This window comes from Streptomyces tagetis (assembly GCF_018069565.1).
GTDB lineage: Bacteria > Actinomycetota > Actinomycetes > Streptomycetales > Streptomycetaceae > Streptomyces > Streptomyces tagetis.
Genome location: NZ_JAGPNL010000004.1, coordinates 211,075 through 229,411 on the forward strand (window position 1 = coordinate 211,075; position 18,337 = coordinate 229,411).

10 protein-coding genes and 1 pseudogene are annotated in these 18,337 nt (G+C 73.4%); 7 read left to right on the forward strand and 4 right to left on the reverse strand.

The annotated features are described in order from the left end of the window. Position 1: 1 nt before the first annotated feature. Positions 2–2,620: a glycosyltransferase family 1 protein gene (locus J5Y05_RS16630; protein ID WP_210873132.1), complete on the reverse strand. Its 2,619-nt coding sequence runs from the start codon at positions 2,618–2,620 to the stop codon at positions 2–4. Between the two features lie 506 nt (positions 2,621–3,126). Between J5Y05_RS16630 and J5Y05_RS16635 the strand changes: the two are divergent. The 3 genes and pseudogenes from J5Y05_RS16635 to J5Y05_RS16645 form a co-directional block, all read left to right on the forward strand. After that, positions 3,127–3,438, forward strand: a pseudogene (locus J5Y05_RS16635) (alpha-1,4-glucan--maltose-1-phosphate maltosyltransferase); the annotation flags it as partial. Beyond that, positions 3,435–5,135: a maltose alpha-D-glucosyltransferase gene (gene treS / locus J5Y05_RS16640; RefSeq protein WP_210873134.1), complete on the forward strand. Its 1,701-nt coding sequence runs from the start codon at positions 3,435–3,437 to the stop codon at positions 5,133–5,135. The pseudogene J5Y05_RS16635 and the gene treS, both read left to right, overlap by 4 nt. A gap of 108 nt (positions 5,136–5,243) precedes the next feature. Continuing rightward, positions 5,244–6,668 (forward strand): maltokinase N-terminal cap-like domain-containing protein, encoded by a 1,425-nt coding sequence (locus J5Y05_RS16645; RefSeq protein ID WP_210873136.1) that lies wholly within the window; start codon positions 5,244–5,246, stop codon positions 6,666–6,668. Between the two features lie 170 nt (positions 6,669–6,838). Here the strand turns inward: J5Y05_RS16645 and J5Y05_RS16650 are convergent, their stop codons facing one another. Then, positions 6,839–9,112, reverse strand: a complete 2,274-nt coding sequence (locus J5Y05_RS16650) for a HelD family protein (protein ID WP_372450499.1) — start codon at positions 9,110–9,112, stop codon at positions 6,839–6,841. 213 nt (positions 9,113–9,325) lie between these two features. Further along, complete coding sequence (locus J5Y05_RS16655) at positions 9,326–10,774, reverse strand: cation:dicarboxylate symporter family transporter (RefSeq protein WP_210873138.1); 1,449 nt, start codon at positions 10,772–10,774, stop codon at positions 9,326–9,328. Between the two features lie 151 nt (positions 10,775–10,925). Between J5Y05_RS16655 and J5Y05_RS16660 the strand changes: the two genes are divergently transcribed. Continuing rightward, complete coding sequence (locus J5Y05_RS16660) at positions 10,926–12,596, forward strand: sensor histidine kinase (RefSeq protein WP_210873140.1); 1,671 nt, start codon at positions 10,926–10,928, stop codon at positions 12,594–12,596. A 65-nt stretch (positions 12,597–12,661) separates the two neighbouring features. Further along, positions 12,662–13,279: a response regulator gene (locus tag J5Y05_RS16665; protein ID WP_247614876.1), complete on the forward strand. Its 618-nt coding sequence runs from the start codon at positions 12,662–12,664 to the stop codon at positions 13,277–13,279. A 441-nt stretch (positions 13,280–13,720) separates the two neighbouring features. Here J5Y05_RS16665 and J5Y05_RS16670 read toward each other — a convergent pair whose 3' ends face one another. After that, on the reverse strand, positions 13,721–14,746 hold the full coding sequence (locus J5Y05_RS16670; RefSeq protein WP_210873144.1) for an ATP-dependent 6-phosphofructokinase: 1,026 nt from the start codon (positions 14,744–14,746) through the stop codon (positions 13,721–13,723). Between the two features lie 230 nt (positions 14,747–14,976). Here J5Y05_RS16670 and pta point away from each other — a divergent pair, with 230 nt between their 5' ends. Both pta and J5Y05_RS16680 read left to right on the forward strand, forming a co-directional pair. After that, positions 14,977–17,070 carry a phosphate acetyltransferase gene (pta, locus tag J5Y05_RS16675; protein WP_210873146.1) on the forward strand — a complete coding sequence of 698 codons (2,094 nt, stop codon included), beginning with the start codon at positions 14,977–14,979 and terminating at the stop codon, positions 17,068–17,070. Then, positions 17,067–18,278 (forward strand): acetate kinase, encoded by a 1,212-nt coding sequence (locus J5Y05_RS16680; protein WP_210873147.1) that lies wholly within the window; start codon positions 17,067–17,069, stop codon positions 18,276–18,278. The genes pta and J5Y05_RS16680 overlap by 4 nt, the downstream gene beginning before the upstream one ends. The last annotated feature ends 59 nt before the right edge of the window (positions 18,279–18,337 follow it).

An 18,337-nucleotide genomic window follows, 5' to 3' on the forward strand; every position in this document is an offset into this window, starting at 1 on the left:
TTCACCGCATCAGCATCCCGGCCGCCTCCCCCTGCTCGCCGGCGGGCAGCGCGACGAGCCCCGGTTCGGCGCCGGAGGCCAGCAGCCGGTGGGCGGGCAGGATGCGGACCGTGTAGCCGAAGGGCCCGGTCCGGTCCAGGGCGAGGGGGCCCTCGTAGACCCAGCGTCCGTCCAGGTCGGGGCCGCCCGCCGGCTTCAGCGGCACGCACGCCGCGTCGGTGATGCCGTCCTCGGAGTCGACCCGGCCCAAGACCGCCTGCACCTCGACGTCGTCGGGGACGAGGTCGCCGAGCCCGACGCGCACCCGCAGCCCGAGCGTGGTGCCCAGTTCCGCCGTGGCCGTCGCCGCGGACGTCTCCACGTGCTCGACGCCCACCGCGGGCCAGGCCGCCCGCACCCGGGCCTTCCACCCGGCCAGTTCACGGGCGGCGTCCGCGTCCATCGCCCGGTGCGCCTCGGCGGCCGGGGTGTAGAGCCGCTCCACGTACTCGCGGACCATCCGCCCGGCCAGCACCTTGGGCCCGAGCAGGCTCAGGGTGCGGCGGACCATCTCGATCCAGCGGTCGGGCAGCCCGCTCTCGCCGCGCTCGTAGAAGCGCGGGGTCACCCGCTGCTCCAGCAGGTCGTAGAGGGCGGCGGCCTCCATCGCGTCCCGGTGGTCGGGGTCGGTGCCGGGACCGTCGGCGGTGGGGATCGCCCAGCCGAAGTCGGGCCGGAACCACTCGTCCCACCAGCCGTCCAGCACCGACAGGTTGAGGCAGCCGTTGAGCGCGGCCTTCATCCCGCTGGTGCCGCACGCCTCCAGCGGCCGCAGCGGGTTGTTGAGCCAGATGTCGCACCCCGGGTAGAGCTTCTGCGCCATCGCCATGCCGTAGTCCGGCAGGAAGACGATCCGGTGCCGCACCCGCGCGTCGTCGGCGAAGCGCACCAGGTCCTGGATGAGCCGCTTGCCGCCGTCGTCGGCCGGGTGCGCCTTGCCGGCGACCACGATCTGCACCGGCCGCTCCGGGTGCAGCAGCAGGCCGGTCAGCCGCTCCCGGTCGTGCAGCATCAGCGTGAGCCGCTTGTACGAGGGGACGCGGCGGGCGAAGCCGATGGTGAGGACGTCCGGGTCGAGGGCCCCGTCGATCCAGCCCAGTTCGGCGGTGCCGGCGCCGCGCTGCCGCCAGGAGGCCCGCAGCCGTTCGCGCACCTCGGTCACCAACTGCTCGCGCAGGGTGCGCCGCAGCTCCCACACCTCCCCGGCGGGCAGATCCGCGAGCGAGTCCCAGCGGTCGGAGCCGCCGACGGCGAGCGCCTCCTCGGCCCGCCGCCGGCCACTGTGGCGGGCGCCGAGCCGCAGCACCTCGGGGGCGACCCAGGTCGGCGCGTGCACCCCGTTGGTGACGGAGGTGATCGGCACCTCGGCGGCGTTGAACCCCGGCCACAGCCCCTGGAACATCTCGCGGCTGACCTGGCCGTGCAGCAGGGAGACGCCGTTGGCGCGCTGGGCCAGGCGCAGCCCCATCACGGCCATGTTGAAGAGCTGGGGCTCGCCGCCCGGGTAGGTCTCGGTGCCGAGGAGCAGGACGCGTTCGACGTCGATGCGCGGGAGTTCGGCGCCGGGCCCGAAGTGGCGGGCGACCAGGGCGCGGTCGAAGCGGTCGATGCCGGCCGGCACGGGGGTGTGCGTGGTGAAGACGGTGCCGGCCCGCACCGCCTCCAGCGCGGAGTCGAACTCCAGCCCCTCGTCGCAGAGTTCGGCGATGCGCTCCAGGCCGAGGAAACCGGCGTGGCCCTCGTTGGTGTGGAACACCTCGGGCGCCGGGTGCCCGCTGAGCCGGCAGTACGCGCGCACCGCCCGGACACCGCCCATGCCGAGCAGCATCTCCTGGTGGAGCCGGTGCTCGCTGCCGCCGCCGTAGAGCCGGTCGGTGACACCGCGTTCGCCGGGGCCGTTCTCCTCCACGTCGGAGTCGAGGAGCAGCAGCGGGACGCGGCCGACCTGGGCGAGCCAGATCCGGGCGCGCAGTTCCCGGCCGCCGGGCAGGGCGAGGGCGACCCGGGCGGGGGTGCCGTCGGCCTCCTTGAGGAGGGTGAGCGGCAGCTCGTGGGGGTCGAGGACGGGGTAGGTCTCCTGCTGCCAGCCGTCGCGGGACAGACTCTGCCGGAAGTAGCCGTGCCGGTAGAGCAGGCCGACGCCGACGAGCGGCACCCCGAGGTCGCTGGCGGACTTGAGGTGGTCGCCGGCGAGGATGCCGAGGCCGCCGGAGTACTGGGGCAGGGCGGCGGTGATGCCGAACTCGGGGGAGAAGTAGGCGACGGCGGCGGGCAGCCGGCCGGGCCGCTCCTGGTACCAGCGCTCGCCGCCCGTGTAGTGGGCGAGGTCGTCGGCCGCCGCCGTCAGCCGCTCCAGGAAGCCGGGGTCCGCGGCCAGCTCGGCGAGCCGGGCGGGCGAGACGGTGCCGAGCAGCCGTACGGGGTCGCCGCCGCACGCGGACCAGCACTCGGGGTCGACGGACCGGAAGAGTTCGCGGGTCTCCGTGTGCCAGGACCAGCGCAGGTTGCGTGCCAGATCGCTGAGCGGCCGGAGGGGGTCGGGGAGAACGGGACGGACGGTCAGTCGACGGATCGCCTTCACACTCCACCTCAGCGCGTTCGCTCGATTGGACGGGGTGGGCGTCACCTCGCCGGGTGCGACGGTACCGGCGGGGCGGGGCCGGATGGGGCACATCGTCCGTGGATGTCCGTGTCGGCCTGAACGGACCCGTCACCGGGGACCGTACGGGCTAACCCCCCCGGGCGACCGGTATGGCCGGTTCCCTCCCCCGGTGCCGTCTTGTGTCCGGCCCCTCCGGCACGGAAGGCTGCTCCTGTCGCGCGGCGCCGGGTGCGCCGGGACGGCCGTGGGGAGGACGTCCGGGGCGCCGCGGCACACGCCGACCGCGGTCGGCGTGCCGGACGCGCCCGGCGCGGGCCCAGGGGGGGAGACGCCGCCCGGGGCGTGCGCACCTTCCGCGGGGACGGCCGCCACACGCACCCGGCCGTCCGGCGGAGTGCCTCACCGCACTGGCGGCGGACGCCACCTCCTCCATGCGGCGCAGCCTCTTCGCCGCCGCCGGCGTGCACCACGCCCGCCCGCGCGGGCGCGACCTGCGCTTCCGCCCCGTGGACGGGGAGGCGGTGATCGCGTACCCGAAGCGGAGCGGGACGACCGCGGTCGTGGTGGTCGTGAACCTCGGCCCGCACCACACCCAGGAGGCGACGGTGTCGTTGGACATGCCGCAACTCGGCCTGGACTGGCGCGAGTCGGTGCCGGTGCGCCATGCGCTCACCGGCGAGACGTATCACCGGGGCGGCTCCGCACCCGTCCGCCTCCGGCCGGGCCGCACGCCCGCGCACGTCCGCACGACTCAGCGACCGTCCACCCAGCAGACCGGAGGGTCACCCACACCATGACCGTCAACGAGCCCGTACCGGACACCTTCGAGGACACGCCGGCCAGGGACCGCGACCCGGACTGGTTCAAACGAGCCGTCTTCTACGAGGTCCTCGTCCGCTCCTTCCACGACAGCAACGGCGACGGCGTCGGCGACCTGAAGGGCCTCACCGCCAAACTGGACTACCTCCAGTGGCTCGGCGTCGACTGCCTCTGGCTGCCCCCCTTCTTCAAGTCCCCCCTCAAAGACGGCGGTTACGACGTCTCCGACTACACCGCCGTCCTGCCCGAATTCGGCGACCTCGCCGACTTCGTCGAGTTCACCGACGCCGCCCACCAGCGCGGCATGCGCGTCATCATCGACTTCGTCATGAACCACACCAGCGACCAGCACCCGTGGTTCCAGGAATCCCGCAGCAACCCCGAGGGCCCCTACGGCGACTACTACGTCTGGGCCGACGACGACACCCGCTACCCCGACGCCCGCATCATCTTCGTCGACACCGAAGCCTCCAACTGGAGCTACGACCCCGTCCGCCGCCAGTACTACTGGCACCGCTTCTTCTCCCACCAGCCCGACCTCAACTACGAGAACCCCGCCGTCCAGGAGGAGATCCTCGCCGCCCTCAAGTTCTGGCTCGACCTCGGCATCGACGGATTCCGCCTCGACGCGGTCCCGTACCTCTACCAGCGCGAGGGGACGAACTGCGAGAACCTGCCCGCCACGCACGCCTTCCTCAGGCGGGTGCGCGAGGAGATCGACGCGCAGTTCCCGGACACGGTGCTGCTCGCCGAGGCGAACCAGTGGCCCGAGGACGTGGTGGACTACTTCGGCGACTACGCGTCGGGCGGCGACGAGTGCCACATGGCGTTCCACTTCCCGGTCATGCCCCGCATCTTCATGGCGGTGCGGCGTGAGTCCCGCCACCCGGTCTCCGAGATCCTGGCGAAGACGCCCGCGATCCCCGCGGGCTGCCAGTGGGGGATCTTCCTGCGCAACCACGACGAACTGACCCTGGAGATGGTCACCGACGAGGAACGCGACTACATGTGGGCCGAGTACGCGAAGGACCCGCGGATGCGGGCCAACATCGGCATCCGCCGCCGCCTCGCCCCGCTCCTCGACAACGACCGCGACCAGATCGAGCTGTTCACCGCGCTGCTCCTGTCCCTGCCCGGCTCGCCGATCCTCTACTACGGCGACGAGATCGGCATGGGCGACAACATCTGGCTCGGCGACCGCGACGCCGTCCGCACCCCCATGCAGTGGACCCCTGACCGCAACGCCGGCTTCTCCTCCTGCGATCCGGGACGGCTCTTCCTCCCGACGATCATGGACCCGGTCCACGGCTACCAGGTCACCAACGTCGAGGCGGCCATGGCCTCCCCGTCCTCCTTACTCCACTGGACGCGGCGGATGATTGAGATCCGCAAGCAGAACCCTGCCTTCGGCCTCGGCACCTACACCGAACTGCCCTCCTCCAACCCGGCCGTCCTCGCCTTCCTCCGTGAACACGAGGACGACCTCGTGCTCTGCGTCCACAACTTCTCCCGCTTCGCCCAGCCGACCGAAGTCGATCTGCGCGGCTTCGAAGGCCGGTACCCTGTGGAGCTGTTCGGCGGGGTCCGTTTCCCGGCCGTCGGCCGGCCGCCGTATCCGCTGACCCTCGGGGGCCACGGCTTCTACTGGTTCCGGCTGCGCGCGGACACCGCGTAGGCCCGGTCCGGCCGGATAGCGCCGGGCGCGGGGCGGGGCGGTTTTCCCCGTCCCGCCCCGGGCACGCAACCATCACACCCCGCGAAACCCCGGGGAAAGGACGCGACCATGCCGGAAGCCGTCATCCGCACCGCCCCGAGCCCCACCGCCCTGCTCGCGTCCCTCGATCCGCTGTTACGGCAGTGGCTGCCGCGCCGCCGCTGGTTCGCGGGCAAGGGCCGCCCCATCACGGGCCTCACCCCGGTCGCCGTCACCGAACTGCCCTCCCCCGCACCGGACTCGGACGGCGCCCCCGGGGCGCTGACCGGCCTGTACCACCTGCTGGTCCGCGTCCACCAGCCGCCCGCGCCGGGATCGCCCGAACGGCCCGGCGACTGCTACCAGTTGGTCATCGGCGTCCGCGAGGTGCCGCCGACGCGGCCGGCCCCGGGGCTGATCGGGCACGTCACCCGGGGGCCGCTCGCCGGGCACGTCGTCTACGACGCCCTGGACGACCCCCGGCCCGCCGGCGTCCTGCTGGAGGCGGTGCGCTGCGGGGCCCGGGTCGGCCCGCTCCGCTTCGACCGGGACCCGGGCCACGAGATCCGTACCGGCCTGGTGCCGCGGCGGATGACGGCCGAGCAGTCCAACTCGTCCGTGGTCTACGGCGACCGTCTGGTCCTCAAGGTGCTGCGCCGGATCGGCCCCGGCACCCACCCCGATCTGGAACTCCCGCTCGCCCTGGCCCGCGCCGGGTGCGCCCGGGTGCCCGCGCCCGTCGGCTGGATGACCGCCGAACTCTCGGGAGATTCCTGGCTGTTGGGGGTCCTCCAGCCGTACGTGCAGGGTGCGGTCGACGGCTGGGAGCTGGCCCTGCGCGAACTGTCCAAGGGCGAGGACTTCGCCGCCGAGGCGCGGGCGCTGGGCCGGGCCACGGCCGAGGTGCACACCGCGCTGGCCCGCGCCCTGCCGACGGTCACCCTGGGACACCGTGCCATGGCCCGGATCGCCGACGGCATGTCCGGGCGGCTGGCCGAGGCGGTCCGGACGGTGCCCGCGCTGCTGCCGTACGCGCCCGGACTGCGCTCGGCGTTCACCGCCCTCGGCGATCTGGCCGGGCAGGGCCGCACCTGGACCGCGCAGCGCGTCCACGGCGACCTCCACCTCGGCCAGTGCCTGCGGTCGCCGGACGGAGAGTGGTCGCTGATCGACTTCGAGGGCGAGCCGGACCGGCCGCCCGAGGAGCGCCGGATGCCGCAGCCGGCGGTGCGCGACGTCGCGGGGATGCTGCGCTCCTTCGACTACGCGGCGCGGTCCGCGGACACCCCGGTACCCGGCTGGGCCGAGACCTGCCGGGCCGCGTACTGCTCCGGGTACGCCCGGGTCGCCGGCCACGACCCGCGCACCGATCCCGTGCTGCTGCGCGCCTTCGAGACGGACAAGGCGGTCTACGAGGTGGTGTACGAGTCCCGCCACCGCCCCGACTGGCTGCCGGTGCCGCTGGCCGCGGTCCGCCGCCTGGCCGCCCCGGGACCGGCCCGCCTGATGCCCTGACCCGCGCCGGGCCGGCCCCTGGGCACCGCGGAGTTCGGCCTCGGCCGGCCCGGGGTGCGCGCCCCGGGCCCGCTGCCGGCCGGGCGGCAGGCGCGGCACGGCCGGCCGGCGGGCATCCGGCCGGCCCCGCCTCCCTTGCGAGGCTCCGGCGGGCCCGGCCCGGACCCCTCCTAGGCGGCGGCGAACCCGTGGGGCAGCGGCCCGGTGTGCAGCACGCCGAGCCGCTGGGTGGCCCGGGTGAGGGCCACGTACAGGTCGCTCGTGCCGTACCGGCCGGGCTCGACGACCAGCACCGAGTCGAACTCCAGCCCCTTGGCCTGGCGCGGGTCGAGCAGGACGACGTCCCGGGTGAGGTCGGGCTCGGCGCCCTCGGTGACGCCGTCCAGCCCGGCGGCGAGGGCGCGGTGCAGCTCGCGCGGGGCGATCACCGCGAGCCGGCCCTCCTCGGGGGTCAGCTCCCGCACCGCCTCGGCCACGGCGGCCGGCAGGTCGGCGGTGGCCCGTACCCAGGGCGCGGTCCCCGTCGAGCGGACCGAACTCGGCGGTACGAAGGAGGGGTCCGCGGCCCGCACCACGTCCGCCGCCAGCTCCATGATCTCGGCCGGGGTGCGGTAGTTGACGCCGAGCCGGGTGTGGACCCAGCGGTCCTCGACGTACGGGGCGAGGATCTTCGACCAGGAGCCGACGCCGGCCGGCTCCGCGGTCTGCGCGGGGTCGCCGACCAGGGTCATCGACCGGGTCGGGCAGCGCCGCATCAGCAGCCGCCACGCCATCGGGGACAGCTCCTGCGCCTCGTCGACGATGATGTGCCCGAAGGCCCAGCTCCGGTCGGCCGCCGCGCGCTCGGCGGCGCTGCGGTGGTCGTCCTCCTCCTGCCGTTCGGCGAACCGCTCGGCGTCGATGACGTCGTGCGCGGACAGCACCTCCGCGTCCTCGTCGTCCAGGCCCTCGAACTCGTAGGTGCGCGAGGCGTAGGAGACGTCCAGCACGCCCTGCGCGTAGGCGACCTGCTCCGCCCGCTCCCGTTCGGCGCGGGAACGGGCCACCCGGTCGTCCTCGCCGAGGAGTTCGGCGGCCTCGTCCAGCAGCGGCACGTCCCCCACGGTCCAGCGCCGGGTGACCGGGCGGCGGATCGCGGCGGCGTCCTCGGCGGACAGGAACTCCTCCGGCGCGGCGAGGAGGCCGGCGACCAGACGCCGGGGGGTCAGGCGCGGCCAGAGCCGGTCGATGGCCGCCCAGACCTCCGGGTTCTCGGCGAGTTCGTCGCGGATCTGGGTGATGTCGCTCGGGTCGAGCAGGTTCGAGCCGTCGTAGGGGTCGGTGCCGATGCGCTCGGCGACCATGTCGGTGAGCGTGTTGAGCAGATGGCCCTCGAAGTGCTCGCGGGCCGCGTTGTGCGGCAGCCCGACGGCACGGGTGCGGTCCCGGGCGACCCTCGCCAGGTCGTCGTCGAGGAGCAGGACCTCCCGGTCGTGCTCGATCGCGATGACCGGGTCGGGCAGCGACTGCCGGGCCCGTACGGCCTGGGCGAGGACGTCGGCCATCTCCGCCCGGCCCTTGACCGCCGCCGCCTCGGGGGTGTCGGCCGCCGTGGCCCGTACGCCGGGGAACAGCTCGCCGACGGTGGAGAGGAGGACGCCGGTCTCGCCCAGGGAGGGCAGCACCTCGCCGATGTAGCCGAGGAAGGCCGGGTTGGGGCCGACGATGAGGACGGCGCGCTTGGCGAGCAGGTCGCGGTGCTCGTAGAGCAGGTAGGCGGCGCGGTGCAGGGCGACGGCGGTCTTGCCGGTGCCGGGGCCGCCCTCGACGACCAGCACGCCGCGGTGCGGGGCGCGGATGACGCGGTCCTGGTCGGCCTGGATGGTCTGCACGATGTCGCCCATGCGGCCGGTGCGCGCCGAGTTCACCGCGGCGAGCAGCACGGCGTCGCCGGAGGGGTCCTCGTGGCCGGTGCGGGTCTCGTCGCCGAGGTCGAGGATCTCGTCGTGCAGGGCGGTGACCCGGCGGCCCTCACTGGCGATGTGCCGGCGGCGGCGCAGGCCCATCGGGGTGTGGCCGGTGGCCAGGTAGAAGGGGCGGGCGACGTCGGCCCGCCAGTCGATGAGGAGCGGGGTGCGGTCGGCGTCCTCGGCGCGCAGCCCGATACGGCCGATGTGGTGGCTGCCGCCGTCGGCGAGGTCGATCCGGCCGAAGCAGAGGGAGCCGTCCACGGAGTTGAGCGCGGCGAGCAGCCCGGAGCGCTCGGCGACCAGGATGTCCCGTTCCAGCCGGGCCTGCATGGGGGTGTCGCCCTGGGCGAGCGCGTCGGTGAGCGAGCCCTCGGTGTCGCCGCGCAGCGCGTCCACCCGGGCGTACAAGCCGTCGACGAATTCCTGCTCGTACCGCAATTCCTCGTCCGGCAATTCGGTGTGAGGCACGTTTGACAATTCTGCTCCCGCGCGGATATACTGAGATCAGTGGACTTCTTCACGGCCTCTTTTCCGGAAGTCGTGAACCATTCAATATACGCAGGGAAATCCCCCGGACGCAATTGCGTCCGGGGGATTTCTTCTTTGTGTCGACCGGCCGGCCCGAGCGGCGGGACCGGCGGCCGGACCGGGCGGCTGAGCGAGGGGGGAGCACCTCAGCCGCCCGGGGTTTCTGGCGAAGCGGCCGGATCAGGTCCGGGCCAGCTCCTTCTCGCCGCCGGTGCCGGGCGCCGCGGCCGGCTCCTTCTCGCCGCCGGTGCCGGGCGCCGCGGCCGGCTCCTTCTCGCCGCCGTCGGCGCTGTCGTCCGCGCCGCCGTGGCCGTCGTCCAGCAGCGTCGTCTCGTCGAACGGCGCCCGGCCGGCCAGCACCTCCTCCACGCGGGCCTTGTCGATCTCCTTGGTCCAGGTGCCGACCAGGACCGTGGCGATGGCGTTGCCCGCGAAGTTCGTCAGGGCGCGGGCCTCGCTCATGAAGCGGTCGATGCCGACGATCAGGCCGATGCCGTCCACCAGGGCCGGCTTGTGCGACTGGAGTCCGCCGGCCAGCGTCGCCAGACCGGCGCCGGTGACGCCCGCCGCGCCCTTCGAGGCGACCAGCAGGAAGAGCAGCAGCGGCACCTGCTCGCCGATCGACATCGGGGTGCCCATGGCGTCGGCGATGAACAGCGAGGCCATGGTCATGTAGATCATGGTGCCGTCGAGGTTGAAGGAGTAGCCGGTCGGGACGGTGATGCCGACCACCGGCTTGCTGACGCCCAGGTGCTCCATCTTGGCGATCAGACGCGGCAGCGCCGACTCGGAGGACGAGGTGGACAGGATCAGCAGGAACTCGCGGCCCAGGTACTTGAAGAGCGAGAGGACGTTCACCCCGGAGATCACGCGCAGCAGCGCGCCGAGCACCAGGAAGACGAAGAGGAAACAGGTGATGTAGAAGCCGAGCATCAGCACGGCGAGGCTCTTGAGCGCCTCCAGTCCGGCCGATCCGGTGACGGCGGCCATCGCGCCGAAGGCGCCGATCGGGGCGGCCCACATGATCATCGCCAGCACGCGGAAGACGAGCCGCTGGATGTGCTCGATGCCGCGCAGCACCGGCGTGCCGGCGGAGCCCATGGCCTGGAGCGCGAAGCCGCACAACAGCGCGATCAGCAGGGTCTGGAGGACCTCGCCCTGGGTGAAGGCGGAGACGATCGTGGTGGGGATGATGCCCAGCAGGAAGGTGGTGGTGTCCTTCGCCTCGGCGTCGACCTGCGCCTGTCCGGTCTCCTTGACGGCGTCCGTGACCGCGAGGCCCGTGCCCGGGTCGAGGATGTTGCCGACCAGCAGGCCGATGGAGAGCGCCACCAGCGACATGACGAGGAAGTAGGCGAGGGCGATGCCGCCCACCGCGCCGACCTTCGCGGCCTTGCGCACCGAGCCGATGCCGAGCACGATCGTGCAGAAGATGATCGGCGAGATCATCATCTTGATCAGGTTGACGAAGCCGGTCCCGATCGGCTTCAGCTCCATGGCGAAGTCGGGCGCGGCGAGCCCGACGGCGATACCGAGGGCCACCGCGATGATCACCGCTATGTACAGGTAGTGCGTGCGGTCCCGCTTGGCTCGGGGTGCGGCAGGTGCCGTATCGGCAGGGGTGGTCACGGCGGCCCTCCTTTGACGTCGTCGTCGGTTGTCACCGGCGTGCGGCTCACGTCCGGATTCAGGGGAACGGGGCGACTATCTCCAAAGCTGTGAGCGCGGTCACCCTTGCGTTCATTTAGTTCACAATCAGCCACGAGGGAGACTGGCAGGCATGCCCTTCCGCGTCCCGAGACCCCGCAGCCTGGCCGGCCAGCTCTTCGCCATGCAGGCCGTGCTGATCGCGGTCGTCGTCGCCGGATACTCGCTGTTCACCTACGTCGGCGACCGGCAGCAGGCGGAGGCCGCGGCGGGCCGTCAGGCCAGGTCGGTGGCGCTGACCATCGCCGATTCGCCGTCCGTGACGGAGGCCATCGGCACCCCGGACCCGACCGCCCGGCTCCAGCCGTACGCGGTGCGGGTCATGCGGGACGCCCGGGTCGACTTCGTGACGATCATGAATCCGGACGGCATCCGCTGGACCCACCCCGACCCGCTCCAGATCGGCCACTCCTTCCAGGGGCACATCGAGCGCGCCCAGCACGGCGAGACCTTCACCGAGACCTACACCGGCACCCTCGGCCCCTCGGTGCGCGCGGTCACCCCGGTCCTCGACGGCGAGCGGGTGGTCGGCCTGGTCAGCGCCGGCATCCGGGTCGAGGAGATCAGCAAGCAGGTCCAGGAGCAGGTGGCCGCGCTGCTCCTGGTCGCCGGCGGCGCGCTGCTGCTCGGCGCGGTCGGCACCTACGTCATCAACGCCCGGCTGCGCCGCCACACCCACGGCATGAACGCCGACGAGCTGAGCCGGATGCACGACTACCATCAGGCGGCGCTGCACGCGGTGCGGGAAGGGCTGCTGATGCTGGACGGGCGGTACCGGGTCGCGCTGATCAACGACGGCGGCCGGGAACTGCTCGGCCTCGACGGCGACGTGGTGGGCACGCCGGTGGCGAGCCTCGGACTGCCCGCGCCGCTGACCGGGGCGCTGCTCGCCTCGGAACCGCGGATGGACGAGGTGCACCTGGCGGCGGACCGGGTGCTGGTGGTGAACACCTCGCCGGTCTCCGGCGGGGAGCGGCGCGGCACGGTGGTGACCCTGCGCGACGTCACGGAGCTGCGCTCGCTCATGGGCGAACTGGACTCCGAGCGGGGTTTCACCCAGGCGCTGCGCTCACAGGCGCACGAGGCCGCCAACCGGCTGCACACGGTGGTCTCGCTGATCGAACTGGGCCGCGCGCAGGAGGCGGTGGAGTTCGCCACGGCCGAACTGGAGCTGGCGCAGGCCCTCACCGACCAGGTGGTGGCGGCGGTGGGCGAACCGGTGCTGGCGGCGCTGTTGCTGGGCAAGACGGCCCAGGCCAACGAACGGGGGGTGGAGCTGGTGGTGTCACGGGAGAACCGGCTGGACGACGGTCTGCTGCCGCCGTCCCTGCCCGCCCGGGATCTGGTGACGATCCTGGGCAATCTGATCGACAACGCGGTCGACGCGGCCCAGCGCGGTACGCCCTCGCGGGTGACGGTGGCCGCCTACACCGCCCACGCCGACACCGTCGGCGCCGCCCCGGAGCTGGTGCTGCGGGTCTCCGACACCGGTGAGGGCGTCGACCCGGCCCACGCCGACCGGGTCTTCGAACGGGGCTTCTCGACCAAACCGGCCGGGCCCGGCGGGCGGGGCCTCGGGCTGGCGCTGGCCCGGCAGGCCGTGCGGCGGCACGGGGGCACGCTGACGGTGACGCGGGCCGAGGGCGGCGGGGCCCGCTTCGAGGCGCGGCTGCCGCTGGCGGCGTCCGGCGGCGAGGCGCCCCCGGCTGCGGCCGGCCGGGCCGTGACCGGAGGCGGGGCGTGAGCGCCGGGCAGCCGATCCGGGTCCTGGTCGTCGAGGACGACCCGGTCGCCGCGGACGCGCACGCGATGTACGTCGGCCGGGTGCCGGGGTTCACCTGCGTGGGCACGGCCCACTCGGGCGCGGAGGCGCGGCGGACGCTGGAGCGCGTGCGGGTCGACCTGCTCCTGCTCGACCTGCACCTGCCGGACGTGCACGGGCTGCGGCTGGCGCGTTCGCTGCGGGCGGCCGGGCACCAGGCCGACGTGATCGCGGTGACCTCGGCGCGGGATCTGGCGGTGGTGCGCGAGGGCGTCTCCCTGGGCGTGGTCCAGTACGTGCTGAAACCGTTCACCTTCGGGACGCTGCGGGACCGGCTGGTGCGGTACGCGGAGTTCCGGGGCGCCGCCGGGGAGGCGAGCGGACAGGCCGAGGTGGACCGGGCGATCGCCACACTGCGGGCGCCGGGCCCGGCGGACCTGCCGAAGGGGCTGAGCGGGCCGACCCTGGAGCGGGTGACGGGCGCGCTGCGCGAGGAGGCCGAGGGGCTGACGGCCGCGCGGGTGGGCGAGACCGTCGGCATCTCGCGGATCACCGCCCGGCGCTATCTGGAGCACCTGGTGGAGAGCGGACGGGCGGTGCGCAGCCCGCTCTACGGCCAGGTGGGACGGCCGGAACTGGTCTACCGCTGGCTCCCCACCCGCTGACCGGGCCCGCGGGAGGTCCGGTGGACCCGGCCGGCGGCGCGGGAGTCCGGTGGGCCCGGCCGGCAGCGCGGGAGTCCGGTGGACCCGACCCGGCGGCACGGGAAGTCCCGCGGGCCCGACCTGGCGGCACGGGAGATCCCGTGGACCCGGCCCGGCAGCACGGCAAGTCCCGCAGGCCCGGCCCGGCAGCACGGCAAGCCCCGTGAGCCCGGCCCGGCGGCACGGGAGACCCCGTGGACCGGACCCGGCAGCACGGGAGGTCCCGCGGGCCCGACCCGGCAGCACGGGAGGTCCCGCAGGCCCGGCCCGGCAGCACGAGAAGTCCCGTAAACCCGACCCGGCAGCACGAGAGACCCCGTGAACCCGACCCGGCAGCACGGCAAGTCCCGCGGGCCCGGCCCGGCGGCGCGGGGTCGCCGGACGACGGGCTCCGGCCGGGGGCTAGAAGACCGACTCGGCCTCGTCCATCCGGTACTTCGGCACCGTCTTCAGCTCGGTCACGGCCTCGGCCAGCGGCACCATGACCACGTCGGTGCCGCGCAGCGCCGTCATCCGGCCGAACTCGCCCCGGTGCGCGGCCTCCACCGCGTGCCAGCCGAAGCGGGTGGCGAGGACCCGGTCGTACGCGGTCGGCGTGCCGCCGCGCTGGACGTGGCCGAGGATGACCGGCTTGGCCTCCTTGCCGAGCCGGCGCTCCAGCTCGTGGGCGAGGGCGGTGCCGATGCCCTGGAAGCGCTCGTGGCCGTACAGGTCGATCTCGCCCTTGCCGTAGTCCATGGTGCCCTCGACGGGGTGGGCGCCCTCGGCGACGCAGACCACGGCGAACTTCTTGCCGCGGGCGAAGCGCTCCTCGACCATCTTGACCAGGTCGCCCGGGTCGAAGGGCCGCTCGGGCAGGCAGATGCCGTGGGCACCGGCCGCCATGCCGGACTCCAGGGCGATCCACCCCGCGTGCCGGCCCATGACCTCGACGACCATGACCCGCTGGTGCGACTCGGCGGTGGTCTTGAGGCGGTCCATCGCCTCCGTCGCCACGCCGACCGCGGTGTCGAAGCCGAAGGTGCGGTCGGTGGACGAGATGTCGTTGTCGATCGTCTTGGGCACGCCGACCACCGGCAGGCCCGCGTCGGAGAGCATCCGGGCCGCGGTGAGCGTGCCCTCGCCGCCGATCGGGATCAGCGCGTCGATGCCGAAGTCGCGGGCGATGTCCGCCGCGTTCTCGCACGCCTCGCGCAGCCGGTCGCGCTCCAGGCGGGAGGAGCCGAGGATGGTGCCGCCGCGGGCCAGGATGCCGCTGACCCCGTTCAGGTCGAGACCGCGGTAGCGGCCCTCCAGCAGACCGGCGTATCCGTCCTCGAAGCCGATGACCTCGTCGCCGTAGTTGTCGACCGCTCGGTGCACGACCGACCGGATCACTGCGTTCAGGCCGGGGCAGTCGCCGCCTGCGGTGAGAACTCCGATACGCATCGTGCTGTGTCTCCTGCTCGCTGTTGACGCCGGTGAGCCAGATTCGATTCTTTCACGTCCCCCAAGTGGCCGCCCGACCCCTTCCGGCCCCTTGGAAGTGGCCCGGTCGGCCCCCCTGACGCAGGGGCGTCCTATCCGTAGGAGAAGGTACTGTCAAGAGGGTTCCGCTCACCTTCACGGGTGAATTCTGGGCGCGGGGCCCGCCGCCTCAGACGAAACGGAGAGCCCGCGTGACGCGCAGCGTGTACGTGACCGGCATCGACCGCGGCGACGGCCGGCAGATCGTCGAACTGGGGGTCATGGAACTCCTGACCCGGCAGGTCGACCGCGTCGGCGTCTTCCGCCCCCTGGTCCACGACGGGCCCGACCGGCTCTTCGAGCTGCTGCGCGCCCGCTACCGCCTCGCGCAGGACCCGGCCACCGTCTACGGCCTGGGGTACGAGGAGGCGTCCGCGCTCCAGGCCGAGCAGGGCACCGACGAGCTGGTCTCCGCCCTGGTCGACCGCTTCCACCGGGTCGCCCGCGACTACGACGTGGTGCTGGTGCTCGGCACCGACTACGCGGAGACCCAGTTCCCGGACGAACTGGCGCTCAACGCGCGCCTGGCCAACGAGTTCGGCGCCGCCGTCATCCCCGTGGTCGGCGGCCGCAAGCAGTCCGCCGAGTCGGTGCTCGCCGAGACCCGCAACGCCTTCCGCGCCTACGACGGCCTCGGCTGCGACGTGCTCGCCATGGTCACCAACCGGGTGGCCCGCGAGGACCGGGACGAGATCGCCGCCCGGCTCGCCGACCGGCTGCCGGTGCCGTGCTGGGTGGTGCCCGACGAGCCCGCCCTCTCCGCGCCGACCGTCTCCCAGATCGTGCACGCGCTCGGCGCGAAGGTGGTCCTCGGCGACGACTCCGGCCTCGCCCGCGACACCATGGACTTCGTCTTCGGCGGGGCCATGCTGCCCAACCTGCTCGCCGCGCTGACCCCCGGCTGCCTGGTGGTCACCCCCGGGGACCGCGCCGACCTGGTGATCGGCGCCCTCGCCGCGCACAGCGCCGGCACCCCGCCGATCGCCGGTGTGCTGCTCACCCTCGACGAGGTCCCCGGCGAGGCCATCCTCACCCTCGCCGCCCGCCTCGCCCCCGGCACCCCGGTGCTCTCGGTGCCGGCCAACAGCTTCCCCACCGCCGAGCGGCTCTTCTCCCTGGAGGGCAAGCTCAACGCGGCCACGCCCCGCAAGGCGGAGACCGCCCTCGGCCTCTTCGAGCGGTACGTCGACACCACCGCCCTCAGCAGCCGCGTCTCCGCGCCCAGCGGCGACCGGGTCACGCCGATGATGTTCGAGCACCAGCTCCTGGAGCAGGCCCGCGGCCGTCTGCGCCGGGTCGTCCTGCCCGAGGGCACCGAGGAGCGCGTGCTGCACGCCGCCGAGGTGCTGCTGCGCCGGGGCGTGTGCGAGCTGATCCTGCTCGGGCCCATCGAGCAGATCCGCAAGAAGGCCGCCGACCTCGGCATCGACCTGGGCGACTCCACGCTGATCGACCCGGCCACCAGCGAACTGCGCGACTCCTTCGCCGAGAAGTACGCGGCGCTCCGCGCCCACCGGGGCGTCACCGTGGAGCTGGCGTACGACGTGGTCTCCGACGTGAACTACTTCGGCACGCTGATGGTCCAGGAGGGGCTGGCCGACGGCATGGTGTCCGGTTCGGCGCACTCGACGGCGGCGACGATCCGCCCGGCCTTCGAGATCATCAAGACCACGCCGGGGGCGTCGATCGTCTCCTCGGTCTTCTTCATGTGCCTGGCCGACAAGGTCCTCGTCTACGGCGACTGCGCGGTCAACCCGGCCCCGGACGCCGAGCAGCTCGCCGACATCGCCGTGCAGTCGGCCGAGACGGCCGCGCGCTTCGGGGTGGAGCCGAGGATCGCGATGCTCTCGTACTCGACCGGCACCTCGGGCTCCGGCGCCGACGTGGACAAGGTGCGCCGGGCGACCGAGCTGGTGCGCGAGCGCCGCCCGGACCTGAAGATCGAGGGCCCGATCCAGTACGACGCCGCGGTCGAGCCGTCGGTCGCCGCGACCAAGCTGCCCGGCTCCGAGGTCGCCGGACAGGCGAGCGTGCTGATCTTCCCCGACCTCAACACCGGCAACAACACCTACAAGGCCGTGCAGCGCTCGGCCGGGGCCATCGCCGTGGGCCCGGTCCTCCAGGGGCTGCGCAAGCCGGTCAACGACCTGTCCCGGGGCGCCCTCGTCCAGGACATCGTCAACACCGTCGCCATCACGGCGATCCAGGCCCAGCAGTCCCCCGCCGAGGAGGCGTCCGCCCCGTGAGCCCCACCCGTGTCCTGGTCCTCAACTCCGGCTCCTCGTCGGTGAAGTACCAGTTGCTCGACATGCGCGACCACAGCCGGCTGGCGGTGGGCCTGGTCGAGCGGATCGGCGAGGAGACCTCCCGGCTGCGGCACCGGCCGCTGTGGGCGGGCGGCGAGGACCGGGAGCGCGAGGGCGCCGTCGCCGACCACGACGCCGCCCTGGAGGCGGTGGCAGAGGAGCTGGCCAAGGACGGGCTCGGCATCGACTCGCCGGAGCTGGCCGCGATCGGGCACCGGGTGGTGCACGGCGGCCGGCGCTTCACCGAGCCGACCGTCGTGGACGACGCCGTGCTCGCCGAGATCGAACGCCTCATCCCGGTCGCCCCGCTGCACAACCCGGCCAACCTCACCGGCATCCGCGTCGCCCGGGGGCTGCGCCCGGACCTGCCGCAGGTCGCCGTCTTCGACACCTCGTTCCACACCACGATGCCGGAGTCGGCCGCCCGCTACGCGATCGACACCGAGACCGCCGACCGGCACCGCGTCCGCCGCTACGGCTTCCACGGCACCTCGCACGCCTACGTCTCCCGGGCCACCGCGCGCCTGCTGGGCAAGGAGCCCGAGGACGTCAACGTGATCGTGCTCCACCTGGGCAACGGGGCCTCGGCCTCCGCGGTGCGCGGCGGCCGGTGCGTGGACACCTCCATGGGGCTGACGCCTTTGGAGGGGCTGGTGATGGGTACGCGCTCGGGAGACGTGGACCCGGCGGTCATCTTCCATTTGATGCGGGTCGGCGGAATGTCCGCCGACGAGATCGACGAACTCCTCAACAAGAAGAGCGGTCTCATCGGGCTCTGCGGTGACAACGACATGCGGGAGATCCGCCGCCGCGTGGAGGCGGGTGACGAACGGGCGCGGCTCGCCTTCGACATCTACGTTCACCGGCTGAAGAAGTACATCGGGGCCTATTACGCCGTCCTCGGACGGGTGGACGCGGTCGCCTTCACCGCCGGGGTCGGCGAGAACTCCGCACCGGTGCGCGAGGCTGCCCTCGCCGGCCTGGAATCCCTGGGCCTGGAGGTGGACGGCGGGCTGAACACCGCACCCGGCGACGCGGCGCGGTTCATCTCGCCCGCGCACGCCCGCGTGGCGGTCGCCGTGGTCCCGACGGACGAGGAATTGGAGATCGCCACGCAGACCTACGAGCTGGTCGGAAAGGACGTCTGAGGAAGCGCCGGGGCCCGGAGGAGGAATTCACGAGTGAGCGCCCCGGCGCCCATCTGTAC